17 protein-coding genes and 2 pseudogenes are annotated in these 25,951 nt (G+C 57.2%); all 19 read left to right on the top strand.

Annotated elements, in window-relative coordinates; translation table 11 throughout:
* Positions 1-86: 86 nt before the first annotated feature.
* Complete coding sequence (gene tssK / locus SPE70_RS16035) at positions 87-1,427, top strand: type VI secretion system baseplate subunit TssK (RefSeq protein WP_016161345.1); 1,341 nt, start codon at positions 87-89, stop codon at positions 1,425-1,427.
* Positions 1,424-2,077, top strand: coding sequence for a type VI secretion system protein TssL, short form (gene tssL, locus SPE70_RS16030; protein ID WP_012541320.1), 654 nt, complete (start codon positions 1,424-1,426; stop codon positions 2,075-2,077). Before tssK ends, tssL begins: the two co-directional genes overlap by 4 nt.
* A gap of 3 nt (positions 2,078-2,080) precedes the next feature.
* Entirely contained in the window at positions 2,081-3,778 is a 1,698-nt protein-coding gene (locus SPE70_RS16025) for an OmpA family protein (RefSeq protein ID WP_022066206.1), read from the top strand.
* A 186-nt stretch (positions 3,779-3,964) separates the two neighbouring features.
* A pseudogene (locus tag SPE70_RS16020) lies at positions 3,965-4,089 on the top strand (hypothetical protein).
* Positions 4,090-4,239: 150 nt separating this feature from the next.
* Positions 4,240-6,939, top strand: coding sequence for a type VI secretion system Vgr family protein (locus SPE70_RS16015; RefSeq protein ID WP_040968643.1), 2,700 nt, complete (start codon positions 4,240-4,242; stop codon positions 6,937-6,939).
* Positions 6,936-8,816, top strand: coding sequence for a phospholipase D-like domain-containing protein (locus tag SPE70_RS16010; protein ID WP_136047329.1), 1,881 nt, complete (start codon positions 6,936-6,938; stop codon positions 8,814-8,816). Before SPE70_RS16015 ends, SPE70_RS16010 begins: the two co-directional genes overlap by 4 nt.
* The gene (locus tag SPE70_RS16005) at positions 8,816-9,880 is read left to right on the top strand and encodes an SEL1-like repeat protein (protein WP_040968641.1); all 1,065 of its coding nucleotides are present in this window, start codon (positions 8,816-8,818) and stop codon (positions 9,878-9,880) included. The genes SPE70_RS16010 and SPE70_RS16005 overlap by 1 nt, the downstream gene beginning before the upstream one ends.
* Before the next feature lie 169 nt (positions 9,881-10,049).
* Positions 10,050-11,921 carry a phospholipase D-like domain-containing protein gene (locus tag SPE70_RS16000; protein ID WP_040968640.1) on the top strand — a complete coding sequence of 624 codons (1,872 nt, stop codon included), beginning with the start codon at positions 10,050-10,052 and terminating at the stop codon, positions 11,919-11,921.
* Between the two features lie 74 nt (positions 11,922-11,995).
* Positions 11,996-13,192 carry an SEL1-like repeat protein gene (locus tag SPE70_RS15995; protein WP_223168558.1) on the top strand — a complete coding sequence of 399 codons (1,197 nt, stop codon included), beginning with the start codon at positions 11,996-11,998 and terminating at the stop codon, positions 13,190-13,192.
* A 37-nt stretch (positions 13,193-13,229) separates the two neighbouring features.
* A complete protein-coding gene (locus SPE70_RS15990; protein ID WP_040968638.1) occupies positions 13,230-14,294 on the top strand; it encodes an SEL1-like repeat protein in 1,065 nt (354 codons plus the stop codon).
* A gap of 214 nt (positions 14,295-14,508) precedes the next feature.
* Positions 14,509-15,486 (top strand): SEL1-like repeat protein, encoded by a 978-nt coding sequence (locus SPE70_RS15985; protein ID WP_048963828.1) that lies wholly within the window; start codon positions 14,509-14,511, stop codon positions 15,484-15,486.
* Positions 15,487-15,576: 90 nt separating this feature from the next.
* Entirely contained in the window at positions 15,577-15,840 is a 264-nt protein-coding gene (locus SPE70_RS15980) for a PAAR domain-containing protein (RefSeq protein WP_016532068.1), read from the top strand.
* 119 nt (positions 15,841-15,959) lie between these two features.
* Complete coding sequence (locus SPE70_RS15975) at positions 15,960-17,105, top strand: hypothetical protein (RefSeq protein ID WP_040968635.1); 1,146 nt, start codon at positions 15,960-15,962, stop codon at positions 17,103-17,105.
* 105 nt (positions 17,106-17,210) lie between these two features.
* On the top strand, positions 17,211-20,606 hold the full coding sequence (locus tag SPE70_RS15970; protein ID WP_040968634.1) for an ImcF-related family protein: 3,396 nt from the start codon (positions 17,211-17,213) through the stop codon (positions 20,604-20,606).
* 134 nt (positions 20,607-20,740) lie between these two features.
* Complete coding sequence (gene tssF / locus SPE70_RS15965; RefSeq protein ID WP_064170569.1) at positions 20,741-22,504, top strand: type VI secretion system baseplate subunit TssF; 1,764 nt, start codon at positions 20,741-20,743, stop codon at positions 22,502-22,504.
* A gap of 29 nt (positions 22,505-22,533) precedes the next feature.
* Positions 22,534-23,550, top strand: coding sequence for a type VI secretion system baseplate subunit TssG (gene tssG / locus SPE70_RS15960; RefSeq protein WP_168443340.1), 1,017 nt, complete (start codon positions 22,534-22,536; stop codon positions 23,548-23,550).
* Positions 23,531-24,067, top strand: coding sequence for a type VI secretion system lipoprotein TssJ (gene tssJ, locus SPE70_RS15955; protein WP_077263621.1), 537 nt, complete (start codon positions 23,531-23,533; stop codon positions 24,065-24,067). The genes tssG and tssJ overlap by 20 nt, the downstream gene beginning before the upstream one ends.
* A gap of 2 nt (positions 24,068-24,069) precedes the next feature.
* Positions 24,070-24,513: a type VI secretion system baseplate subunit TssE gene (gene tssE / locus SPE70_RS15950; RefSeq protein WP_004152261.1), complete on the top strand. Its 444-nt coding sequence runs from the start codon at positions 24,070-24,072 to the stop codon at positions 24,511-24,513.
* Between the two features lie 19 nt (positions 24,514-24,532).
* Positions 24,533-25,935, top strand: a pseudogene (locus SPE70_RS15945) (VasL domain-containing protein).
* Positions 25,936-25,951: the final 16 nt, after the last annotated feature.

Raw genomic sequence — 25,951 nt, 5'->3', positions numbered from 1 at the left:
GGCGAACGTACGGCGGATGAAGGATATCCGCCGCGGCATTTGGTCCTGTCTGCAAACAGATGAAAGCGAAAGGCACAGGAGGTGCAATGAAGATTTTCCGCCCATTATGGCGCGACGGGGCTTTTCTGGTCCCGCAGCAGTTTCAGCAACAGGCTCGCTGGGATGCGCACGTCGCCGATACGGTCTCCCGCATGGCGCTCGCCCACCCGTGGGGGGTATTGCGCGCGGAGTTTGACGCCAGCGCGCTCACCCTTTCCCGGCTCAACGCCACCCGGCTGATCGTGCGTTTCGCCGACGGAACGCTGATTGACACCGAGCTGGCGGATACTCTGCCACCGGTCCGTGATGTCTCGGGCGTGATGCTGGACAGCGTGGAGGTTGTGCTTGCTCTGCCGCTGCTCAGCGCCAGCGGCGGCAATCTTGATGACGGCCAGGAGAGCGCCCGCCCGCGCCGCTGGCGCGCCGAGCAGGTGACCGTGCAGGAGCTGGCCGGCCATGAACGCAGCGAGCTGGCCGTTCTGCGGCACGCGCTGACGCTGCGTCTCTCCACCGAGGAAAATGCGGCCTTCCTTACCTGCCCGGTAGCGCGTCTGGTGCGCGATGCCCAGGGGCAGTGGATCGTTGACCCGGAATTCATCCCGCCGCTGCTGTCGCTGGCGGCAAGCCCGACGCTGGTCAGCGAGCTGGGTGAGCTGTTACATCGCCTGCAGGCCCGACGCAGACGCCTGATGGCCATGCGCCGTGAAAGCAATGCGCGGATGGCTGATTTTGCCGTGGCGGATGTTTCCCTGTTCTGGCTGCTCAACGCGCTGAACAGCGCCGAGCCGGTGCTCAGCGAGCTGCATCAGGACCCTTCTCGCCATCCGGAGCTGCTCTATCGCGAACTGACCAGGCTGGCCGGCAGTCTGATGACCTTCTCCCTTGAACATCATCTGGAAGCTATCCCCCGCTACCGGCATGCCTCGCCGGAGCAGGTATTCCCGCCGCTGTTTGCCCTGCTGGATACGCTGCTCGAAGTCAGCCTGCCCTCAAGGGTGATCGCCATCGCTCTGGAGCAGGGAGCCGACCGGGAGATCTGGCGGGGCAGGCTGCACGATGCGCGGCTGCGCGAGGGGGCGGATTTTTATCTGTCGGTGCGCTCTTCACTCCCCCCTCACCAGCTACAGAGCCGCTTTCCGCAGCTCTGTAAGGCGGGTAGTCATGATGATGTCGCCGAGGTCGTCAACATTGCCCTCAGCGGCATCGCGATCAAACCGCTGAGCCACGTGCCGGCGGCCATTCCGCTACGTCTGGAAAACCAATATTTCGCTCTGGATCTCTCCACCGATGCCGCCCGCGCGATGCTGGAGGCCGGCAACTGCACCTTCTATACCCCGGAATCGCTTGGCGACGTGAAACTTGAACTCTTTGCGGTACTGCGCTCATGAATACCTCTGAAAGCGATCTGATCAACAAAACTTTTTACCCGGGCTGGCTGATGGTCAGCCAGTTACGCTGCGGCCAGCCGGTGACCGATGGCGAGGCGCTCTATCGTCAGGCCTGTCGATGGGTGACCGAGGCGCGCGAGGCGCTGACGGCGGCAGGAATCAGTGACACCAGCGCTGAGCAGATGCTCTATGCCTACTGCGCGCTGCTCGATGAGAGCGTCCTCAACCGCGCCAGTCAGGATGATGGCTACCGCAGGTGGCGCAAGGATCCGCTGCAGGCGCGTTTTTTCAGCACTCTCAACGCCGGGGAAGAGCTCTGGGAACGGATCCGCCAGCTGCTGCGAGAGCCCACGGCGGATGCGGCAGTGCTGACTTGTTTCTATCGTACTTTGCAACTGGGGTTTGTCGGGCAGTACCGCGCCCAGGATGACGAACGGCGTGAGGACGTGGCGCATGCGCTTGGCGCGCGGGTCCCGCCGTTCAGCCTGACCCAGGAGGCGCCGGTGGTGGTTCGTGCCTCCCGGCTGCGCAGCGGACGGCGGATGTACTGGTGCGGCTGGGCGGTTGGCATTGTGGCGCTGGCCGCGCTGTGGTTGACCTTCTCCGCCGTGCTGTCACAGATGGTGGCGAAGATAGCAGGGCAGGGATAAGAGATGCGTGATAACGCCCGTCGTCTGCTTACGCTACTGACCGTCATCCTGGCCCTGTGGCTGGTGCTGGGCTTCTGGCCGCTGTCCATCGGCAACCAGGTGATCTTCAGTCTGTGCATCCTGCTGGCGGGCGGCGCGGCGCTCTGGCGTCAGCGTCGCCGGGCAGTCAGCCGTCAGCGATCGGAAATCGTCCTGCCGCCCGAGGATTTTCAGGGGGCGGTGGTTCTGGTCTGCGGGGATACCGACAGTCTGTTTCCCGGGCGTTCGGCGCACTGCGAAACCCGTCACGGCTGGTATCTACGGGGAGACAGCGCGGAGCAGTTGCCGCGGCTGGCGCAGTACCTGGCGGCGGCGCGTCCGGCGCTGGTATCGCAGGTTTCCGTGCTGCTGGCGGTGGTACCGGAGCACCACCCCTCCGGGGAGCAACTGGCGCAGTCGCTGCGCGACTGGCGACGGAGTATCGTTCAGTGCCGAACCTGGCTAAACGGTCTGCCGCCGGTGTGGAGCGTGTTCTGGGTGACGCCGCCTGGCGGCCAGGCAGGGGAAAGCCGCTGGTTTACCGTCACGCCGGAGAGGCCTGGTCTCCAGGTGCAGCAGAAGGGGCAAGCGCCCCAGTCGGTTGCCGAGTGGCAGCGGGAGGGCAGCCCTGCCTCACGCCTGCATCAGACGCTGTGGCTGGAGAGCATTCTGACCTTGGCCGAAAACGCTCTTTTCCGGCCATTCCGCGCCCGGCAGGCGGAACTTCCTCCGCTGAACCTGTGTGCCGCGGGCATCTGCCTGACACCGATGGTAGCGGCGGCAAATAACCTCTGGCAACAGCAAATCGCCGGGATCACCACGCTCTCCCCGGGCAACGCCGCGGCGCCAGGTCCTCACCCGCTGCCGGATCTTCTTCTGTCGTCACTGCCGCACCGCCACGGGGTCAGCCGCCGGATGCGCGATGCCGGTCTTGCCGCTGGCGTGGGCTTCCTCTTTCTGGCGCTGGCGATGCTGGCTTCCTTTATCAACAACCAGCGCCTGGTGCGCAGCGTCGGCGATCATCTGGCGGTGTATCACCGCCTCAGCGGCACGCCGTCGACGCCGAAGCTGCAGGCGCAGCAGCGTCTGCGTACCGACAGCCGCCAGCTGGATGACTGGCTGCGCCGGGGAGAGCCGTTGCGTTACCGGCTGGGGCTGTATCAGGGGATGCGGCTGATCCCCTTCGTGGAAGCCGCTATCAATGACTGGGCGCCGCCCCCGCCGCCGCGTCCGGTCATTAAGCAGGTTGTGCAGGGGCCGCAGACGATCCGCCTCGATAGCATGGCGCTGTTCGATACCGGCAAATCGACGCTGAAACCAGGTTCGACAAAGCTGCTGGTGAACTCGCTGCTGGGCATTAAGGCGAAACCCGGCTGGCTGATCGTGGTGGCAGGCCATACCGACAGCATCGGCAACGATAGATCCAATCAACAGCTCTCCCTGAAGCGTGCCGAGGCGGTCCGCGACTGGATGCGCGATACCGGCGATGTGCCGGAGAGCTGTTTTGCGGTGCAGGGCTACGGCGCAAGTCGTCCTGTCGCCAGCAACGAGACGCCAGACGGGCGGGCGCAAAATCGCCGGGTGGAGATCAGTCTGGTCCCGCAGAAGGACGCCTGTCTGACGCCGGGCACGGCTAATACGTCAGGAGCCGGGGCTGACGCCTTAAAAAACGAAACCGAGTAACCCGCGAACCCGATCGCGGACGTTGAACAACAACATTATGCCTGCCTGACCCTGTGCGCTACGGGTTCCTGATAAACAGGAAACAGCGATGGGCGGTAGTGTGCCTGCAGCCAGTCAATCTTGTCGGCAAAGCGGGGCCTCTGCGGGGATGAAGCGCAGGAAAGGGGATGGATAAAGGAGATCAGCATGGATAGTGCTAAGGACAGTGCCAGAGAAATGCTGGCGGCGATAAACGTTGAAGGTTCCGGTTTCTGGCTGCTTTTTTTATTTCTCAGTCAGTGAATATAAATATCTCTGGGGTTTCCTTTTAGTTATGAAATTCCTGGTGGGGTATCTGAGATATCGATATGCACATAAATATATTTATGATGAATGAGATGATTATCATTAAAAAAAATTAAACAGTGCATCCTGTTAATTGATTTTTGGTGGTCATTACTGCGGAGTAAAACAGGAATATAATGGATACCTTTTCAATGATTACCGGCACCACCCTTAACCGTTACCAGCTGGATATTCCTTCATGTACCGCATCGCTGGATGTGGAAGAATTCAGTGGTGCAGAAAAGCTGAGTGAACTTTATTATTACACCATTACGTTTACCAGCGCAGAGAAAAACATCGATGCCGCACAGCTCCTGAGCAAACCCGCCATGCTGACGATGGGCGGCGGCGCACTGCAGCAGCTGGCGGACTGCAAACGCGTCCATGGTGTGATTACCACCTTCCGGCGCGTCAATCGTTCTGAAGATCAGTCGACCTATCAGATAACCCTCCAGCCGTTTCTCTTCCTGCTGGATAAACAGTTTCGCAGCCATCGTTTTTTCGTAAATAAATCGGTACCGGAGGTGGTGGAGCAGGTATTGCAGGAACATCACCTGCATGACTGGGAGTATGAGTTTAATCTCAAGCAACACTATCCGCGGCGCGAGCAAATTAATCAGTATCAGGAGAGCGACCTGGCATTTATCCACCGCCTGCTGGCAGAGGTGGGGATATTTTATTTCTTCACCCTGCAGGAAGAGGCCCAGAGCGAAGTGGTCCACTTCGCCGACGCGCAGCGGGCGCTGATGTTCGATAAGACACTCCCTGTAAACAGCCCGTCCGGGATGAGCGACAGCGGTACGGAATCGATATGGGGTCTGAGCATCACGCATAACGTCGTAGAGGCGAACGTCACTACCCGGGATTATAACCCCCGCGATGCGCAGAGCGTTCTCCAGTCGGCAACAGCGGATATGACCCGGGGAAATGGGGAAGGCATCACTTACGGTGAGGTATACCACTATAAGCTTCGCCACCTGGAGCGTGGCGATAAAATCGACCCGCAGACGGAGACCGCCAACTTCTATGCCCGTCTCGACCATGAGCGTTTTCTGGCTCACCAGACGCTTATTACCGCGAGCAGTACTGCAGCCTGGCTGGCGCCGGCCCAGGTGCTGACCGTTACCGACAGCCTCCCACCGACCCTGCCTGCGCCCGTGCAGGATCCGCTGTTAATCACCGGCACAGGTTTTACCGCCAGCCGCCGGGAGGCACTGCGGGTGTCCCTGCTGGCGGTGCCCTACAGCGAAACATTGTGCTGGCGTCCGCCGCTGCTGCCGCGCCCGAAGGTGACTGGCACCATGACGGCGCGGGTGACCAGCGCGAAGGCGAATGATATCTACGCCTGGCAGGATGCGTCCGGCCTGTACCGGGTGAAATTTGACGCTGACAGAGAGGTTAAAGGGCAGGGTCAGGAAAGCATGCCGGTGCGTCTCGCCAAACCCTACGGCGGCGACGTGTACGGCTTTCACTTCCCGCTGATCCAGGGCACGGAGGTGGCGATTGCTTTCCACGAAGGCGATCCTGACCGGCCGTATATTGCGCATGCGCTGCACGACTCGCGGCATGTCGACCCTGTGACGGAGAAAAACAGCACCCGCAATGTGATTCGTACTCCGGCCAATAATAAGCTGCGAATGGAGGATAAGCGCGGCGAGGAGCATATCAAGCTCAGCACCGAGTACGGCGGCAAGACGCAGCTGAACCTGGGGCATAACGTGAATGCGCAGAGGGAGTTGCGGGGCGAGGGGTTTGAGCTCCGGACGGATAAATGGGGGGCGATACGGGCGGGGAAAGGGATCTTTATCACCGCAGATAAACAGTCAACCGCCAGCGGCAAGATACTTGCAATGCAGGACACCTTGGACAGGCTTAAGCAGGCAGGTGATGAGATGGACTCTCTATCGCGTGATGCCCAGTCGGCTAAAGCCGACCCAGCCCAGGTAGAACAACAGTTAGCTTTTATGCGTGAGCAAATTGATCAGCTACGGGAGGCGGTTGCCGTGCTCAGCGCACCAAATGGTGTGGCTCTCGCCAGTGGCAAGCATCTGCAACTAACCGCACGTCGCAATCTGATGATCAATGCCGGGGCGAATGCCGATATGGGCGTAATGAAACGGCTGTTTATTGGCGTAGGGGAAGGGCTTAGCCTGTTTGTCCGCAAGCTGGGGATGAAATTAATCGCCAATCAGGGGCCCGTGGCGATTCAGGCGCAAAACGATCAGTTGCAGCTCCTGGCGCGCAAGGATCTTGAGATTGTCAGTACTGATAGCGAAATTCACATTGTGGCAAAGAAAAAAATCGTCATTAACGCTGGAGGAAGCTATATCACCCTCGATCCCTATCGGATTGAGCTCGGTACTGGTGGTGATGTCGACGTCAAGGCCGCGGATTTTTCCTATAGCGGACCCGCCAGCATGAAGGCCGATCATCCAGATTATCCGCCACTTCAGTCCACGGTAAGGCAATCGCTGAATCTGAACGTGGCACAGTCGCCAAATGCGTCGGACAGCAGCTGGGCCGGGATGCCATATACCCTGTATGCCGATGGCGCCCTGTTGAAACAAGGGGTGCTGGATGAAAGAGGCCAGATATCAGTCGATCACCAGGTCGTGACCAGAAGTTACAAGCTGGAGATGGCTAATGGCGTCAGCTATCAGATACCCGTTGCCGAAGCGTACAGTCGCCCTGAACAGGGTGAACTCGCTAATCGCGGCTTTCACCACCATACCTCGCAGGCTGCATCTGATATTAACCCCCCCTCCTCACATACGGAGCATCGTAATACTTACGCGGATTTGCTCGATGACCATATTGAACAGGACGAAAGTCAATGAGTCACAATGATATTGTTACCCCGGTTGCTACGGTTGATACCAGCCAATGTATGATCACCTCGCCCTGGTTTGTTCAGAATACGGAATACCCACCGGCAGTGGCGACGTATAAGCCGCTGGTAAACGGCGAGGAGGCCTTTGCGGCGGTATATCGAGCCATCGAAAAGGCACAAAAATCGGTGGATATTATCTGCTGGGGGTTTCAACCATCCATGTATTTTATTCGTGACGGACAGGCGCTGCGCATCGGGGAATTGCTCTGTCTGCTTGCGGAAAAACAGGTTCAGGTGCGTATACTGGGGTGGGAGGCGCCCTTTAATACCGCCGGGGTTGTCGGCGAGGCAAACCTTCCCGGGAAGGGGATCCTGCATCTTGAAGATCGCGCCGGGCAGAGCGCGACAGACGAACAATATGCTTTTGATCTCGATTGGTTTGCCCGTCATTCATATAGTGACGATCTGCTGGATTCCAGCAACTTTTTAGCCAGCACAATCAATAAGCAGTTCAATCAGTGGACTGTCAATCCCCTATTTGTGGGCCGCGGGTTTAATAAAGTAGAACGTGCGGAAATCGCCTGGCGGGCGAGATATCAGGCTCTCGATAAAGGGCTCAGTGCCAGCGCGGTGGGGATAATGACGCTAGCGCCATCCCACCATCAGAAAACGGTGCTGGTGGATTATGAATTACCTGAAAGCGCCATCGGCTTTGTCATGGGACACAATATGCTCGATGAGTACTGGGATACCGATGCGCACTCTTCCCAGAATCGGCTCGGGGGCCCGGCCCCCTGGGGACCTGATCAAGGCGCTCGCGGCTTTTTACCCCGGCAGGATATTTCCAGTCAGGTGACGGGACCCATTCTTGAACATCTGCACGAAAATTTTGCCAAAGCATGGTGTAAGGAAACCGGGGAGGACCTTATCAAAAAGCGTCAGGCCCTTGAGATGGCGAAACGCCTTAAACCGCGGAAAGAGTGCGGTACCCTGATACTTGCCCAACTCCTGCGCACGCAGTCGCAGGAGAATAAACGTGATATCGAAAAACTCTATTTGCAGGCAGTCAACAATAGCACGCAGTTTATCTATATTGAGAACCAGTACTTTCGTTGGCCACCGTTGGCGGAAGTTATAAAAAAAGCGGCACACGTGCAGATTGACAAAGGACGAACGCCAGAAAAAGACGGATCGTTACATTTATTTGTTATCACCAATGTCACGGAAGGGGGGATTGGGGCGGGTACGGTAAATACCCAGCGTATGCTGGAAAGCCTGGGGCGCGCCAATACGATTCCAGGCGTGACCCGGGCCCGAATGATAGAGAAGATCAGGGAGGAAGACCCAGGCAAATTCGCCTCTCTCGCCTGGTCCCGCAATCCGGCCACCCAGGCGCAGATTAATGAAGAGTTTATCCGCCGGCAGAAAGAATATGAAGCAAAGCTAAAACAAGCAGAAGAGTTAAAAGATAGCGATATTCCGATGGTGCCAATACCCGGCCTGAAAATACATATTTGCTCACTGGTGGCTCAGGACTCTCCCGTGGATAACTGGATGCCAGTTTATATCCACTCCAAGCTGATGATCGTTAATGACGTTTTCACAACACATGGTTCGGCGAATATTAATACCCGCAGTATGCAGGTGGACAGTGAAATGAATATTGCACATGAGTGGGGCAGTGTGACGAAGGCGCTGCGGAAACGTCTGTGGAAACTACATACCAATGGTATGGGCGTACAGGATAATGCTTCAGATGCGTTTGACGCCTGGGAGGATATTCTAAAAAGAAATAAAAAACTTCAGGATACAGGAGAAGATAAGCCTATAGCGCCATTGGTTGAGTTTCGTTACACCAACAATGAACTGAAGGATCTGGACTGATGCGCCGGGTAATGCTGTTGTCCCTGTTGCTGATGGCGAGTAGCCAGCACAGCGTACTGTCTGCTGAAAAGGATTTATCTGTGAACTCTCTTTCTGATATTAATGCCCGTCTGGCGTTTACCTGCAAACATGAAACCATTCCTGAAGCATCGGCTGACAGCGATATGCTGTTTAAGTATGCCCGCTGGTTACAGAAGAATAACCAGTTAAAGCAGGACAAGGCCGTGGATACGGAAACGGAGCGTCTGTATCGTATAGCGGCAGAAAACGGGCACTATAAAGCCAGTATCAATCTGCAGAACGGGTCGCTGCGGGGGCAGTTTTCGCTGAACAGCCATGAGCGTCTGCGTCTGAGCCAGCGGCTGATCGATGCGGGAGTGGCGAGCGGTTACTACTTTATCGCAATTTATCTGGAACGTGGTGCCGCCGGTCTGAAGCAGGATCCAGAACTGTCGTTGCGTTACTACCGTAAAGCGGCGGATGAGGGGAATCCTCAGGCTCAAGCATATGTGGGGTACAAACTATCCCCAGCAAGAATGGCTCCAGAGGTTGCCCTACAAATGTTGCGCTGCGCTGCGGAGCAAGGGGAAGGGGATGCTGCTAATGGGTTGGGCAATATGTTAGCTATTGGTGGAAAGTACCGGGAAGCAGTTGAAGCTTTCCAGTTGGGTGTGGCGGCTGGTGATGGAAGTTCAGCAAGATTTTTAGCAAATGGGTTTAACGGTCCTAAACCTTCGGATGAACTTTATTATCTGGCTCAGCAGAAGGATCCGGAACGTGCCCGGCGCTATAAACTGATAACGAAGATCCTGAGCAATTATTCCTACGCCAGCCCCACGGTCCCGGAAATCAACGATATCGTGCCGTTGCCGCCGGCCCCACTGCCGGAATGGGACGGCAGGCTGAAGTGGCTGGAGGAACGGGAGGCCAATATCCCGCCGCCAGAACCCAGCGCGGCGCTGATAGAGAAACTGGCGAAAGCGAAACAGCTGAATCCGGCGACGGGCAGGCCGCTGCCGACGTCACCGGACTCCGCGAAATACAGCGGGTCAGCTGGCCAGTAAAAAGCGTTTTTTCCTGCCCGGTCCCTGAACCATCACAAACAGAAAGAAAGTCCTGCAATAAACACGCTGAAACCAAAACTTATAACGGAAAGATAAAAATAAGGAGACTGCCACGTACGGTAATTTCCTCGCTGAATGGCAAAAGTCTCACTTAAAAGGATGAAATATAATGACTCAGGAAGACATTATTACCCCGATTGCCACGGTTGACACCCGCCAATGTATGATCACCTCTCCCTGGTTTGTGCAGAATACAGAATACTCACCGATGCCGGCGACCTATAAGCCGCTGGTAAACGGGGAAGAAGCGTTTGCTGCCGTTTATCATGCCATCATGAATGCACAGAAAACGGTGGATATTATTTGCTGGGGATTTCAGCCTTCGATGTACTTTATCCGTGATGGTCAGTCGCTGTGTATCGGCGAATTACTTTGCAAGATTGCAGAAACAAAAAAAGTCCAGGTGCGTATTCTGGGCTGGGAAATGCCCTGTAATGCCGCAGGTGGAGGAGGAGAGGCCAATTTACCGGGTAAGGGAGTCATTCGTTATAAGGACCGGAAAGGCCAGAGTACTACGGATGAACGTTATGCCTATGACCGACAATGGTTCCGTCAGTATTCTCTGTCAGGCGAATGGTCCGATCATCAGTTAAAAAAGGGACAGGCCGGGATAGCGGAAATTGCTGCCGCACCCATAGCGCAACGACAAGAAAAATTAAGCTCACTTTCTCCTTTGTTTGTCGGGCGCGGGTTTAATTTCCTGGAGAGAGCTGAAATTGCCTATCGCGCTGCGAATATGGCGCTTGATCCGGATATCAGCCCTGACACGATGCTTACTCTTGCGGGTACCGTGACCCATCATCAAAAAACGGTGCTGGTTGACTACGAACTGCCGGAGTCTGCGGTTGGTTTTGTTATGGGTCACAACATGCTTGATGAGTACTGGGATACGGATAAACATTCTGCACTGTTTCGCCCGGGCAATAATATGGATCCCCGCTTAGGCGCTAACGGTAAGCTGCCGCGGCAGGATATCTCCAGTCGGGTAACCGGCCCGATTCTGGAGCATCTGCATCATAATTTTGCCATGGCGTGGGAGAAGGAAACCGGTCAGGATCTGCTGACTATTCGTGATAGCGTGTCCATCGCGAAAAAGCTGAAACTGCGTGCGGTACACGGTACGCCGGTGATGGCGCAACTGTTGCGCACTCAGGCGCAGGCAGGAAAGCATGATATTGAAACGCTTTATCTGCAGGCCGTAAATAATGCGACGCAGTTTATCTATATTGAAAATCAGTATTTTCGCTGGCCGCCGCTGGCAGAGTTAATTAATCAGGTTGCGGAAAGACAGAGTAAAGTGGGACGCGAACTGCATTTGTTTGTTGTGACTAACGTAACCGATGAAGGCATTGGGGCGGGTACGGTGAATACCCAGCGGATGCTTGAGGTGCTGGGTCGGGCAAACATTATCCCTGAAGTGACTAAACTGCGTAAGATCGGACAACTTAGCAACGCAATGTTCGGTGGTTCTGTTGGTTATATCGACCCCGGAGATACCAATAAACGTAATCGCGAGATGAGTGAGAAAATTGCTGATTTTAAAAAGAAGGCCGATGAAATTCAGAGCAGTGAAATCCTGCCGGAGGAACGCCCCGGACTGAAGGTTCATATCTGCTCGCTGGTGGCTCCGGACTCACCACCGGAGGAATGGATGCCGGTGTATATTCACTCGAAGCTGATGATTGTGAATGATGTATTTACCACCCACGGTTCAGCGAATATCAACACGCGCAGTATGCAGGTGGACAGTGAAATGAATATTGCCCATGAATGGGCCAGCGTGACGCGGGATTTACGACGGCGGTTATGGAATATGCATACTAACGGACGAGGGGGGCAGGATGAGGCGAAGGATGCTTTTAAGGCCTGGGGATATCTTATTAACACCAATGAAAAACTACAGGGTACAGGAAAAGACAGACCTGAAGCTCCACTGATTAAGTTTCTGTACAACAAATCAACACTGAGCGATCTGGACTGATGAAAAGACTTTTAATTGTATGTTATCTGTTACTGACCGCCTGTGACCAGAACAATACCCACAAGGACGCGCCGATGAACCCGCTAACCGATATCAATACCCGCCTGGCGTTTACCTGCAAATACCAGATTATTCCTGAGGCGTCTGTGGATACCGATGTCCTGTTTAAATATGCCCGCTGGCTGCAAAAAAATAATCTGGTTAACCGGGATAAAACGGTGGATGCGGAAATTGCCCGTCTGTACCGGATAGCGGCGGAAAACGGTCATTATAAAGCCAGTATTAATCTGCAGAATGGCGCGCTGCGCGGGCGTTTTGCGCTGAGCAGTCCTGAACGTCTGCGCCTGAGCCAGCAACTGATTGATGCGAAGGTGGCCGCCGGCTACTACTTTATTGCCATCTATCTGGAGCACGGTGCGGCAGGACTGGCGCAGGACCCGGAGATGGCGCTGCGTTACTATCGTAAGGCGGCAGATGAAGGGAATCCCCAGGCGCAGGCTTTTTTAGGCGAAAAACTATTTCCGGCCAAAAGAGCTCCTCAGGTAGCCATGCAGATGTTTCGATGCGCTGCCCTACAAGGCGAGGGAAAAGCGGCTAATTCGTTAGGAATTATGCTAACAATTGATCAGAAATATCAGGAAGCTGTAGAAGCCTTTCAGTTAGGAGTCGCTGCTGGTGATGAAACATCTTCCTATGCATTGGAAAAAGGATTTGCAGGCCCGGCACCGACCGACAGGCTGTACTATCTGGCACTGGAGAAAGACCCGGAGCGTGCCCGTCGTTATGAACAGATAGGCGCTGTGCTGGCGAAATACTCATGGGCCCAGCCTGTCGTCCCGGAAATCAACGATATCGTGCCGCTGCCGCCGGCCCCGCTGCCGGAGTGGAACGGTAAGCTGAAATGGCTGGAAGAGCGCGAGGCGAATGTGCCGCCGCCGAAGCCCAGCGCAGCGCTGATAGAGAAACTGGCGAAAGAGAAACAGCTGAACCCGGCAACGGGCAGACCGCTGCCGACGTCACCGGACTTTGAGAAGGACAGCGTGGCGCGGCTGCAGTGCCGCAGCGGTGAACCCTGCCCGCAAAGCGGCTACTGGCAGCCGGCGTGGCGGCCCCGTGAGGGGATGAGCGAACATGCCATCCGTTATTTCCGCGAGGGAGACATGATGCCGGTGGAAAAGGTGACCTTCGTTCGCCCGCGTCCCTGGCCGCTGCGCGACAGACTGGTCGTGGAGGAGCAGGAGACGGTGTGGCGCCGGGTCGGCGAGGCATAAGCTCTGCAGATGAAAAGGAAAAGGAGAGCGTCAGGGAATGAAAGGGATAACGACATGGATAGTGCTGGGCAGCCTGCTGCTGTCGGGCTGCGACCAGAAAAGCATCCACAAGGATGTGCCGGTGAACCCGCTGACTGATATTAATGCCCGTCTGGCGTTTACCTGTAAACACCAGATTATTCCTGAGGCGTCTGCTGATACCGATGTCCTGTTTAAATATGCCCGCTGGCTGCAAAAAAATAATCTGATTAACCGGGATAAAACAGTGGATGCGGAAATTTCCCGTCTGTACCGGATAGCGGCAGAGAACGGTCATTATAAAGCCAGTATTAATCTGCAGAATGGTGCGCTGCGCGGGCGTTTTTCGCTGAGCAGCACTGAACTTTTGCGTCTGAGCCAACAACTGATTGATGCGAAGGTTGCCGCCGGCTACTACTTTATTGCCATTTTCCTGGAGCACGGTGCGGCAGGACTGGCGAAGGATCCAGAGATGGCGCTGCGCTACTATCGTAAGGCGGCAGATGAAGGGAATCCCCAGGCCCAGGCTTATGTTGGTGAAAAACTGTTTCCGGCCAAAATGGCACCACAAGTGGCCATGCAGATGTTTCAATGTGCCGCTGAACAGGGGGAAGGGAAAGCAGCTAATTCGTTAGGAAATATGCTTGCAATTTACAAAAAATATCCGGAGGCAGTTGAGGTTTTCCAACTGGGCGTTGCAGCAGGAGATTCAACCTCAGCCGGTTTCCTGATGCACGGATTTTCCGGACCTGAACCAACGGACAGGCTGTTCTATCTGGCATTGGAAAAGGATCCCGAGCGTGCCCGTCGTTATGAGCAGATAGTCAAGGTCCTGGCGAAATACTCATGGGCCCAGCCTGTCGTCCCGGAAATCAACGATATCGCGCCGCTGCCGCCGGCCCCGCTGCCGGAGTGGGACGGCAAGCTGAAGTGGCTGGAAGAACGGGAGGCCAATATCCCGCCGCCAGAACCCAGCGCGGCGCTGATAGAGAAACTGGCGAAAGCGAAACAGCTGAACCCGGCGACGGGCAGGCCGCTGCCGACGTCACCGGACTTTGAGAAGGACAGCATGGCGGCCCCGTGAAGGGCTGAACGAACGTGCCATCCGTTTCTTCCGCGAGGGAGACATCATACCGGTGGAGAAGATAAATCTTGTCCGCCTGCGCTCCTGCTCGCTTGGCGAGAAATGGCTGCGGGGAGAGAGGCTGGTGTTCTGGCGACTGGCTGGCGAGGCATAAATCTCCTCTTACGGCGAGTTATCGCTGGCATTAATACCTATAAGTTTAAGGAAAAATCATATGCGTAAATTTTTAATCGGCTTTTTTATTTTCTTCTCAGGAATAGCAACGGGGCAGTCTAATTTAGAAGATTTTAATCATTCGCCGAAGTGGGTGGATTCGGCTGGGCAAATAAATCCTGATCCGGGGTTGATGAAGTATTTTCAGAATATGAACTTTGTCTGTCATAACGCGTCTGGATTTACACCTAAAGAAAATAAGATTGCTGCAAAGGCGTTCAGTGAACTGGTTCAGTATACTTCTGAGGGAGATCAAATAAAGGGTTTCTGGAACAGTCCTGAACATAAGCAAAAACGTGAAGGGCTGCTTGCAACAGCAATAAAAGCTGGAAGCTGGAAGGCCGCATATGTAAATAGTGTCTGGGCAATAAAATATCCGAGTGCGGAGACTCCGATAGAGGTTGCTTCCACCAAACTCCACGAACTCGTTTCTCAGGGCATCCCTATTGCTGCCTATAAATATGCGTCGTATTTGTTTGGTCGCGATTATGAAACAATGTACTACTTGTATGCTGAAGCCATCAAGCGTGGTAGTCCACAGGCCATGTCAGCAGTAGGGGGAACTATTGTTGTCAGGGTTCAGGAACTGCACCCATTAGGTAAGCAGTTACTGGAATGTGCGGTAGGGCAAGGTTATGCAGAGGCTTATGATCATCTTGGCTTGCTTGCCGATATGGAAGGCAGGAGAGTAGATGCCTATCGTTTGTGGGAGAAAGGCATTAACGAAGGATGTGAAGGCTGCATCAAAAAAATGAGTAATCTCGCTAAAGTTCGGCATGGTTATTCTGCGGATGTGTCGATGATGGAGTTGATGCCCGAACTCACAAGGATTAAAGAATTCAATGATAATAATTTCTTCTATCAATTGACTGAATTGCCAGATTTCTATCGTCGTCTGCCGGATGAACTGATTTTCCATCTAAACGATTCCGAACTTTTAAGTCTGCTTAAGCTGGAAAAATTTTCTCGCATGTTGTAACTCTGAAACTCAGGAAATGGCTGCGCAAATAATTTCGCTAATGATTGCAGCTATTTATTTTCCTTAAATGCAGCAAGGTAAAATAAAGTTATGAAAGGAATTATCCGTACAGGCGATACGCATACCGGGGGCGGGAAAGTGCTCCGTGGTTCCAGTAATATGAAATTTGGTGGTATCGGCGTGGCGCGGCTGGGCGATCCCGTCAGTTGTCCGATCAAAGGCCATGGTCCGACGGTGATTGCCGAAGGACACCCCACTTTTAGCGATCATGGTATACCGGTTGCGTTCCATGGCCACCGTTGTGCTTGTGGTTGCATATTGCTGTCGAGCCTGCCACAAGCCAGGGTGCGCTAACGATGCCTGTCGATTTAAAACGTATTCCCCCGCCTGCTCAACGGCCTCGAGCACCGGTATGGTGGGTTTGGTTGCTGTTTTTGCTGTGTTGGCTGGCAGCAGGCACCTGCTGGGCCATTATGAGCAATACAGATAAACTCCAAATACACACCGCGGATTTTTGGCAAACGGCGTTGATATTACCGGCATTACTCTGGCTTATTCTGCTGGCGTTGCGTATCGCCTGGTATAAAGGGTTACAGTCAATGGCTGATGGCTGGGATAACGATCGTGAACAGATTTTGAGTCGTGAAATCCAGAGAGGGCGGCGCCACCTGGCAATCCTGGGCGTGAGCTTACACACCGCATTACGTCTCCCGGATGATCGAGATGGTAAGGGGCAGCGAGAGGCGTTACGAAACAATACTCCTGCTTTAAAAACGCAGCCTTCCTGGTGGAGTGACGAAGGTATACGACATAGTCGGCTGATACGTATCGGCGACGAAACGCCCGAACAGTTGGTTAGGCGCATCATGAGCAATACGTTGAATGAGCTGACTTCTGTACTGGCATCTGTTCCTGCAGAGATACCGCTGTCATTAATCATAGAGAGCGACAGCAGTCTGTCCGTCAGCGAGATACAGTCGATCTGGCGTCAGTGTTTGGCGAGCAGTCACATCCGGCAACCGGTGACGTATCTGGAAGGCAAAGGGCTGCAGATGATAGACCACTGGCTGGATCAGCCGATGACTGAGCCATCCCTGATGCTGATTGTGGCACTACAGGTTGCTCCCAAGCAGGTTGAGGGGACGGCAGAAACGGTGGTTAGCCTGTTGCTTGCCAGCCCTCAGTTCGCGGCGGATCTCATGCCACTGGCGCGTCTCCACCGACCAGAGCAGGTGAAGGGGATAAGCCACGAGGCGTTTCATTATGCCTTTGCGCGCGCGTTTGACTGGGCCGCGTTACCCGCGGAGGCCGTGCCTGCCGGTTGGTTGGTGGGTATCAAGATGAACTATCATCAGCCCATCGCAACGGGATTGATCGCGTTGTCGAGCCCGATCAATATCGGTCGTGATTTCTACAACCTGGACAGTAGCCTGGGTTATCCAGGCGTCGCAGCACCCTGGGTCGCGATCGCTGGAGCAATCGTGCGGTGCGGTGACGATAAATCTCAACTCATTGTGAGTGGCGACGGTTTTGCCGACCAACCATTATGGGCCACGGTGATCACCCCATTACCACTATCATCAGAGCTTCACCAGGCCAGGCCCGTTCGCGCTGCCTGAGAGGCGGCAAGCCTCGTGACTACACACTATCTCATCAGACGGTCATATCAGCCCCTTGTGGTGGGTCTGAATCTTTCTCGAATCTTCTTACTGCAGGAAATAAGGATGAATGCAACGGATAGCATATTGCGCTTAGGTAGCCGTTTTGGGGTGCTGATGCTGATAGCTGGCGCAATGTTGTGGGGGATATATCACTATGGCGACAAGATTGGATTGAATACGCTGCAAACGAAACTCTATTTCTGCCTGGGCTTAGGGATCCTTATTCTGCTTTTTCGTTATGGCGGCCGTATTGTGCAGTTCATACTCGGCCGCCATCTGAAGGGGCAGGGGGCGCCATTGACAAGTGGTCAGCATCTGAAGCCGGCTTCCCCGAGTCATCGCGCTGTTATTGAGATGAGGCAGACATTGCGTCGCCAGTATGGTCGCTTTGGGGCTGGCAAAATGACCATTCTGATGCTCACGGGAAGCGTGGCGGATGTTGAACGCCTTGCGCCGGGACTGAGTAGCCAGTACTGGCAGGAGAATGGAGACACATTATTGCTTTGGGGTGGGGAACCCCAGAGCGCGTCGGATAATGACTGGCTTTTTGCTTTGCGTAAACGCTTTCGCCCCCCTGTGAATGGGCTGGTGTGGGTCACTTCTGCGTTTGATCATCTGCCCGCAGCCAATCAGCACGCATACCCCGCTTTGTTGTCCATGGAGGATATGGATAACATTGCCCATGATCTGGCTGAACGTTTCTCACTGCTAGGGTGGGCTGTACCACTGTACGTCTGGTCGCTGCATCCCCAGGCGGATGACCAAGCCGGGCGCATCGTGCAATCTGTCGGCAGTCTCTTCCCGCCAGACTGTCAGTCGTCGCAGATGCGCCAGTTACTGTCGGCGTTGCCTTCAAGACTGTTAGAGAGTGGAGTACAACAGGTCGCGGGTAACCCGCAGCATCATTTTCTTCTGGGCCTGGCGGACCAACTCACGCGGCAGCCGGAGCGGATTAGTGTTCCCCTGTCGACGTTTCTGGAACCTCATCGTGCGTTACCGTTAGCCGGCGTTGTGTTCAGCCCGTCATCGCCGCAGGCGTCGCACAGCCTGAAGCATCATTGGCGCCACGATAAACGCTGGGACGTGCTACTGGAATCTCTCAGGGCATCCGGCTTAAAAGCACGAAAGATCGGCTTTCCCTGGCGAAGAGCTGTCTCTGCCTCCGCTGCCGCCCTGATGTTACTCTGGGCCGCCTCAATGACAGTCTCTTTTATCGCCAACCGCGAGCTGGTGGCGACCGCACAGCAGCAGGTGCAGCAGGCCTCAGCGGAGAAACAGCCGCTGGCCGTACGCCTGCATGCGCTCTCCGCGTTACAGAAAACGCTTTCTCAACTGGAATACCGCTCACAGCACGGCGCGCCGTGGTACTTCCGCGCTGGCCTCAGTCAGAATGATGACCTGCTGGCGGCGCTGTTCCCGCGCTACGGAGAGAGGGCGCAGCCGCTGCTGCGCGATGCGGCGGCGCATCATCTGGAAGAGCAGCTCACCGCCTTCGTGCAGCTGCCGCCGGACAGCCCACTGCGTGAGAAGATGACGAAGACCGCTTACGACCAGTTGAAACTGTACCTGATGCTGGCCCGCCCGGAGAGAATGGATGCTGCGTGGTTCGCTACCACGCTAATGCAGGACTGGTCGCAGCGCTCAGGCATCACCGACGCCGTCTGGCAGGGCGGCGGGACGTCGCTGCTGGCATTTTATGCCGCCAGTCTGGCGTCGCATCCGCAGTGGTGTCTGCCTGTCGATGACGGTCTGGTCAGCCAGGTGCGCACACGGTTAATTCGACAGATGGGCCAGCGCAACAGTGAGTCCACGCTTTATCAGAAGATGCTCGCGCAGGTGGCGAATCAGTATGCCGATATGCGCCTGGCGGATATGACTGCGGACACCGATGCTTCGCGTCTGTTCAGCACTGATGAGGTGGTGCCGGGAATGTTTACCCGTCAGGCCTGGGAGCAGGCCGTGCAGCCGGCCATTGAGAAAGTGGTCGCGGAGCGCCGCGATGAAATGGACTGGGTGCTGAGCGACACGAAGCAACCTGCCGCGCAGTCGGCGTCGCCGGAAGCTCTGCGAGCCCGGCTGGTGGAGCGTTATTTCGCTGATTTCAGCGGCGCCTGGCTGGATTTTCTCAACAGTCTGCGCTGGCAGCGCGCGGCGACCCTCTCTGATGCCATTGACCAGCTGACCCTGATGGCCGATGTGCGCCAGTCGCCGCTGGTGGCGCTGATGAACACCCTTAGCGTGCAGGGGCGAACCGGCCAGACCGGGGAAGCCATCGCCGATTCGCTGGTCAAATCGGCCAGGCAGCTGTTTAACCGTGATAACTCGCCCGTCATCGATCAACGGTCCGGCGCGCGCGGTCCTCTGGATGCCACCTTCGGGCCCGTACTGGCGCTGCTGGACAATCGCGACGGCGGGACGCCCACCAGCCGTCTTAGCCTGCAGACCTTCCTGACCCGCGTCACCCAGGTGCGTCTGCGCCTGCAGCAGGTCACCAACGCCACCGACCCGCAAGCGATGACCCGCCTGCTTGCGCAGACGGTATTCCAGGGCAAGGCCGTGGATTTAACCGAAACGCGCGACTACGGCAGCCTGGTGGCGGCGGGGCTGGGCCAGGAGTGGAGTGGATTTGGGCAGACGCTGTTTGTTCACCCGATGGAGCAGGCCTGGCAGCAGGTATTGACCCCGGCGGCGGAAAGTCTCAACGCCCAGTGGCGCAGTGCGGTGGTGGAGGACTGGAATAGCGCTTTTGGCGGTCGCTACCCCTTTAAAAATACCAGCAGTGAAGTCTCTCTGCCGCTGCTGGCAAAATATCTCAATAGCGAGACCGGGCGCATCGCCCGCTTTCTGCAGACCCGGCTGAACGGCGTGCTGCATAAAGAGGGGAGTCGTTGGGTGGCGGACAGTATCAATGCCCAGGGGCTGACGTTTAACCCGGCCTTTCTGCAGGCGATGAATACCCTGAGCCATCTCTCCGACGTCGCGTTCGCCAACGGCGAAGCGGGACTACATTTTGCGCTACGCCCCGGCACGGCGGACGGCGTGATGCAGACGGAGCTGGTCATCGACAGTCAGAAACTTGTCTATATGAACCAGATGCCGGCCTGGCGGCGGTTCAGCTGGCCCGCCGACACCGAAGCGCCTGGCGCTAGTCTGAGCTGGATCAGTACCCGGGCGGGCACCCGCCAGTATGGCGATTTCCCGGGCGCCTGGGGCTGGATCCGCCTGCTGGATAAGGCGGTGGTCAGCGCTTATCCCGGAACGAGCAGCAGTTGGAGCCTGAGCTGGAAAGCGCCGGATGGTCTGTTGCTGAACTACACGCTGCGTACCGAGGCGGGGGAAGGACCGCTGGCGCTGTTGGCCCTGCGAAACTTTACGCTACCGGAGACGATATTCAGCGTGCGCGCGCCTGCTGAGCGTGTTCCGCTGACCGACGATATACCCGGCGAAGAGGGATACTGAAACCGCCTCCCTCACTGATTGGCGTTGACCTGCGACGCCGGGCCTCCTCTGCTCATGGCCGCCCGGCGGCCAACTAATCTGACCGCGCAGCCATGCTGCGTGTCTCCCTGTAGACGAATAATGGAATATTCATAATGGACGATTTAACCCTGCGATATTTTGACGCTGAAATGCGCTACCTGCGCGAGGCGGCAAAAGCGTTCGCGCAGGCTCACCCCGATCGGGCGGCGATGCTGGATCTCGATAAAGCCGGTACGCCGGACCCTTACGTTGAGCGCCTGTTTGAAGGCTTTGCCTTTTCCGTAGGTCGCTTGCGCGAAAAAATTGATGATGATCTGCCGGAGCTGACCGAGGGGCTGGTCAGCATGCTGTGGCCGCACTATTTGCGCACCATTCCGTCGTTATCGATCGTGGCGCTGACCCCAACGCTGCCGGCGATGAAGATGGCGGAAACGGTGCCCGCCGGGTTTGAGATTAGCTCCCGCCCACTGGGGCCGAAAAATACCGTGTGCCGGTACCGAACCACCCGCGATCTGACGCTTAACCCGCTGGCGATAGAGGAGGCGGTGATGACGGCGGAGCCGGACGGGCGTTCGGCCCTGCGACTACGATTCGCCTGTAGCGAGCTGGCTGACTGGTCGCAGACCGATCTCCGCCGCCTGGCGCTGTACCTGGGGGAAGACGCCGTTACCGGCAGCGCCCTCCATCTGTGGCTGACCCGACGCCAGGTCGCGCTGTACCTGCGCCTGCCGGGTCAGACAGAGCGGATAAGCCTCGACGGCTATTTTTCCCCGGGGGGATTCAGCGAGGAGGATCGTTTATGGCCGAAGGGGGAGAGCGCTTTCAGCGGCTATCAGTTGCTGCTCGAGTATTTCACCTTTCGCGAAAAATTTATGTTCGTGCAGCTAAATGGCCTGGAAAACATCACCCTGCCGGCGGGGATATCGCATTTCACGCTTGAGGTGGTGTTCAGCGAGGTCTGGCAAAGCGATTTACCCGTCAGCGCAAGCAGCCTGCGCCTGCACTGTGTGCCGGTGATTAACCTGTTTACCCTCGAGGCCGATCCGTTGACCATCAGCGGGCTGGAGAGCGAATACCTCCTGCGTCCGAAGCGCCTGCAGGACGGGCATACCGAAATCTATTCTGTCGACAGCGTGACCGGCTCCGGGCGCACCGGGGAGGCACGCTATGTGCCTTTCACCCGCTTTCGTCACCAGGGGGGAATGATGCGTCGCCATGCGCCGGAGCGCTACTACCACACCCGCGTCAAGCGGGGCGTTACCGGCATGCACGATACCTGGCTTATCCTCGGCGGACAGCAATGGGAGGCTGACCGGGCGCTGGCGCGGGAAACGGTCTCCTTGCGCATCACCGGCACTAACGGCCAGCTGCCGCGCCGGGCGCTACAGAGCACGCTGCTGGATCGCTGTGAGTCGATATCAGCCACGCCGCTTACCGTCCGCAATCTCTGTAAGCCCACATTGCCGGTATATCCCCCGACGGAAGACCGCTACCACTGGCGGGTCATGAGCCATCTGGGCACCCGTTTTCTCAATATGATGAGCAGCGCCGAGGTACTGCGCGGTACGCTGTCGCTCTACAACTGGCGGGAGGATGAGCTCAATAACCGTCGTCTGGACGCTATTCTGGCGGTCAGCCATCACCGAATTCAGCGTTTCGAACAGGGATTCCTGCTGCGCGGGCTGGATATCGAAGTGACGCTCGACGGTAGCGGATTTACCGGCGCGGGCGATGTCCACCTGTTTGGCGACATGCTCAACCGCTTTTTCGCGCTGTATGCCGATATGAATCAGTTCAACCAGCTAACGCTCATCGTTCAACCTGAAGGGAAATGTATCCGGTGGAAAGAGAATCACAGTCTGCGGCTGGCCGGCTGATGGCGCAGCTCCGGCCTCAGTTGCCATACATGAATTTTTACCGCTTCTGCCAGTTGCTGGAGAAGATCCAGCCGAAGGCGCCGGTCATCGGCAGCGACTGGCAGTTGGGTGATGAGCCCATACGCTTTCGCCCGCATCCGGGGATGGGTTTCCCGGCCGGCGAAATCCGTGGAATGGACGATCCTGAACCGCCCCGACCGCCGGCGGTTCGCGTTGCTTTTATGGGGCTCTATGGCGTGGAATCCCCGCTGCCGACCCACTATAGCGATGACATTGCGCAACGGCGGGAAGGCGTCGAGGCGACCGAGGATTTTCTCGATATCTTTAACCATCGGCTGATCGCCCAGTATTACCGTATCTGGCGCAAATATTCCTACCCGGCAACCTTTCGGGCGGGTGGCACGGACAACACCTCGCAGTATCTGCTGGGCCTGGCGGGGCTTGGCATACCGGGATGTGCCGCCGTTGCCGCAGCGCCGCTGTCGCGATTTCTGGCGCTGCTGCCGGTGATGATGCTGCCGGGGAGATCCGGGGAAGGCATGGAGGCGCTGGTGGCGCTCCTGGCCCCGGGGACCCGGGCGACGGTGTACCACCACGATCCCTCCCGGATCCCCTTGTCGCAGCCGTTAACGATGAGCATCCGCCAGCCGGTTAGCCTGCAACACAGGCCAGTGATGGGAACTCACGCCACGGATGTGAACAGTCAGGTGTTGCTGCAGCTAGCCACGGAGAATCCTGATGAGGTTCGCGGCTGGCTGCCCGGCGGCGAACTGTTCAGCGACCTGATGGCGCTCCTGCACGTCTGGCTCGGATCTCATCTCGACGTGCGGCTGCAGCTTTGCGTCGCCCGCCATTTACTGCCGGATGCGCAACTTTGCTGCCAGCAGGCGCATGCCGTCCAGCTTGGCCGTACCGCTGTGCTGCGTCCGCTGGATGCGCAGAAACAAGCTGACGACAGGATCACGATTTATCTGGGGCGCTATCAGCGCGTCCGGGAAAATATCCACCGCAGGGAGAGCGATGAAGATGGCGATTACCGCAGATAAACCCTCCGCCAGGTTGCTGGCATTCCTTATGGTTACCGTCTTAACCGGCTGCGGCCTGACGCAGACCGTGAAAGACGGCGCCGTTTCCGTGACCCAGTCCATTTTTTACCCCCAGGTGAAAACCCTGCATCTGGATCTTCGCGCTCGGGAAGGGGTGAATAACAACGCCAAAGGCGCCTCCCTGGCGACGGTAGTGCGTATTTACCAGCTTAAGGACCGGCAGGCGTTCGACAATACTGACTACCCGTCGCTGTTTGCTGGCGATGGCCAGGCGCTGCAGGCGGACCGGGTGGCGGAAAAAGATGTTCGCCTGCGTCCGGGCGAATCGGTGACCGTCGATATGCCTATGGAAACCAGCGCGCAGTTTGTGGCGGTGGCGGCCATGTTTATCGATCCGGACCTGACGCAAAACAGCTGGCGGCTGGTACTCACCCGGGACGATCTTGACCCGGCGAGGCCGCGCATTATCGAAGCCAGCCAAAATCAGCTGACGCTGCACCCGCTTAAGGAGAAGTGAAAATGCCTCGTCCCTCCCTGTATGACATCCTGTACGGCAACTTCGCCGGCGGGCTTGACCTGAATACTGTCAGCGAAACGGATCAGGTCATCCTGTCGGTGCTCGATAACATGCAGCGCATCCTCAACTGTCGGGCCGGAACGCTGGCGCATCTGCCGGACTACGGCCTGCCGGATATGACCGCTATCCTCCAGGGGATGCCGGCGTCGGCGCATCAGCTGATGAGCACGTTGTCGGCGGTATTGCTGAAGTACGAACCGCGCCTGCAGCGGATCGCGGTGGTGATGCTCGATCAGCATGCGCCCGGCGAACTGCGCTATGCCATTGATGCGGAGCTGAAGGATATTGGCCTGGTGCGTTACGGCACAGAGTTTATGCCCGAGGGTAGGGTGTTGATCCGCCACCTCAAACGCCAGCAGTACCTTGACGCCCGCTCCGCCCTCTAATCTCTCGCTGAAAGACATCATGATGACAACACACGACGAACGCCACTATAAAACCGGTGGCGACCCGCGCACGCTGGCTGATTTTATTGCCCTGCGTGCGGAAATGAACAAGCTCAGCCACCCGGCGCGGCCGGATATTAACTGGCCGTATGCCGAGCAGCTTGCCCGCTCGCTGCTGGAGCATCACGGCGCGGATCTGCAGACTGTCGCCTGGTATACGCTGGCCCGCGCCAGGCTGGGCGGGCTGGCAGGGATCCACGAGGGGCTGTCGCTAATGGAGTCGCTGCTGGCCCACCAGGGGAAAAACCTGTGGCCGCAGGCGCTCCCGGCCCGGACAGAGATCTTCCGCACCCTGAGCAAGCGGCTGCGGCAGGTGCTCCGCACTCTCAGTCTCGCCCCGGCGGATCTCGAGTCGCTTGGTCAGGCTGAACGTTCGCTGCAAAGCTTCGACGCAGTGCTCCAGCGCCTTGAGATCGCGCCTGAAAACTCGCTGATCGACCTGCGGGCGCTGTTGCACAGCACGGTAAGCCGCTTCGAGAATCTCGACCCTGCGCCAGCGCTCCCCACCGCGCCGCCGGTGGCGGTGTCTGACGCGGAACTTCCCGGCGCTCTGGTCAGCGAAGAGGATGCGGCGAAGGTTGAACCAGTGCCAGAACTAAAACGTAGACCAAAGGCTGAGCCGCTTGCGCCGCCTTTACCTGCAAAGCGGCCCGCGCCAGTGGTGGCGTCTTCTCCGGCACCCGCGCCGCGCTGGAAGCCGTTTGTCGCCGGGATGGTCACCATGCTGGCGGTGACGGGCATCGCCGTCGGTGGATGGCTGGCGTTGCGTCAGTTCGATTTACCGCCCATTTCGGTGACCCAAAATGTGATACCGGGCCTGCCGGGGGCATCTCCCCTGATGCCGGTGGATCTGCCTCAGACGCAGCGCCAGCTTGGCGAGCTCGCCCGCCTGGCGCCGGACTGGGCGGTAAGCTACGGCGACCAGCTGGTCCGGCAGGCCCTGAGTCGCTGGCCGGATCAAGCACAACCGCTGGCGCAGCAGTGGCGGCAGCAGTTGAGCGCTGCCGCATTGCCCGCGGAAAACCTCACCGGCTGGTCCGAGGGAATGCAGCAGCTGCAGCGGCTCGCCGGCCAGCTCAATGCCCTCGACGAGCAGAAGGGGAGATACATCACGGTGAGCGAACTGAAAACCGCAGTGTTTGCCATCATGCAGCCGTTTAACCGCGCCGTTCCGCTGGAGGAGGAGCTACGCCAGCTGGCCGTGCTTCCCGTTGAGCAACCCTGGCCTGCCGCCCGGGGAAGCCTCGCGGAGCTGCATCTGCAACAACTGATCGTGGAGTATGCCCTGCTGAAGCGAAAGCAGTCGCCGCCCGCTGAGATCCCCCTACCGGTAAGCCCTCGGTGAGTGAGGCGGTGAAATAAAGTGTGCGCATGGCAA

The sequence above is a fragment of the Klebsiella sp. ZJOU C1 genome, from assembly GCF_035620215.1.
GTDB lineage: Bacteria > Pseudomonadota > Gammaproteobacteria > Enterobacterales > Enterobacteriaceae > Klebsiella > Klebsiella variicola.
The sequence above is the reverse complement of the archived record's forward strand: the minus strand, read 5'-3'. Positions and strand labels throughout refer to the sequence as shown.

What these genes read in the sequence shown, in the direction of transcription:
- SPE70_RS15990 (WP_040968638.1), top strand. Translation starts at nt 13,230, where the DNA reads ATGAAAGGGATAACGACATGGATAGTGCTGGGCAGCCTGCTGCTGTCG.
- tssL (WP_012541320.1), top strand. Translation starts at nt 1,424, where the DNA reads ATGAATACCTCTGAAAGCGATCTGATCAACAAAACTTTTTACCCGGGC.
- tssE (WP_004152261.1), top strand. Translation starts at nt 24,070, where the DNA reads ATGCCTCGTCCCTCCCTGTATGACATCCTGTACGGCAACTTCGCCGGC.
- SPE70_RS16000 (WP_040968640.1), top strand. Translation starts at nt 10,050, where the DNA reads ATGACTCAGGAAGACATTATTACCCCGATTGCCACGGTTGACACCCGC.
- SPE70_RS15980 (WP_016532068.1), top strand. Translation starts at nt 15,577, where the DNA reads ATGAAAGGAATTATCCGTACAGGCGATACGCATACCGGGGGCGGGAAA.
- tssF (WP_064170569.1), top strand. Translation starts at nt 20,741, where the DNA reads ATGGACGATTTAACCCTGCGATATTTTGACGCTGAAATGCGCTACCTG.
- SPE70_RS16015 (WP_040968643.1), top strand. Translation starts at nt 4,240, where the DNA reads ATGGATACCTTTTCAATGATTACCGGCACCACCCTTAACCGTTACCAG.
- SPE70_RS15985 (WP_048963828.1), top strand. Translation starts at nt 14,509, where the DNA reads ATGCGTAAATTTTTAATCGGCTTTTTTATTTTCTTCTCAGGAATAGCA.
- SPE70_RS15970 (WP_040968634.1), top strand. Translation starts at nt 17,211, where the DNA reads ATGAATGCAACGGATAGCATATTGCGCTTAGGTAGCCGTTTTGGGGTG.
- SPE70_RS15995 (WP_223168558.1), top strand. Translation starts at nt 11,996, where the DNA reads ATGAACCCGCTAACCGATATCAATACCCGCCTGGCGTTTACCTGCAAA.
- tssG (WP_168443340.1), top strand. Translation starts at nt 22,534, where the DNA reads ATGAATTTTTACCGCTTCTGCCAGTTGCTGGAGAAGATCCAGCCGAAG.
- tssJ (WP_077263621.1), top strand. Translation starts at nt 23,531, where the DNA reads ATGGCGATTACCGCAGATAAACCCTCCGCCAGGTTGCTGGCATTCCTT.
- tssK (WP_016161345.1), top strand. Translation starts at nt 87, where the DNA reads ATGAAGATTTTCCGCCCATTATGGCGCGACGGGGCTTTTCTGGTCCCG.
- SPE70_RS16005 (WP_040968641.1), top strand. Translation starts at nt 8,816, where the DNA reads ATGCGCCGGGTAATGCTGTTGTCCCTGTTGCTGATGGCGAGTAGCCAG.
- SPE70_RS15975 (WP_040968635.1), top strand. Translation starts at nt 15,960, where the DNA reads ATGAGCAATACAGATAAACTCCAAATACACACCGCGGATTTTTGGCAA.
- SPE70_RS16010 (WP_136047329.1), top strand. Translation starts at nt 6,936, where the DNA reads ATGAGTCACAATGATATTGTTACCCCGGTTGCTACGGTTGATACCAGC.
- SPE70_RS16025 (WP_022066206.1), top strand. Translation starts at nt 2,081, where the DNA reads ATGCGTGATAACGCCCGTCGTCTGCTTACGCTACTGACCGTCATCCTG.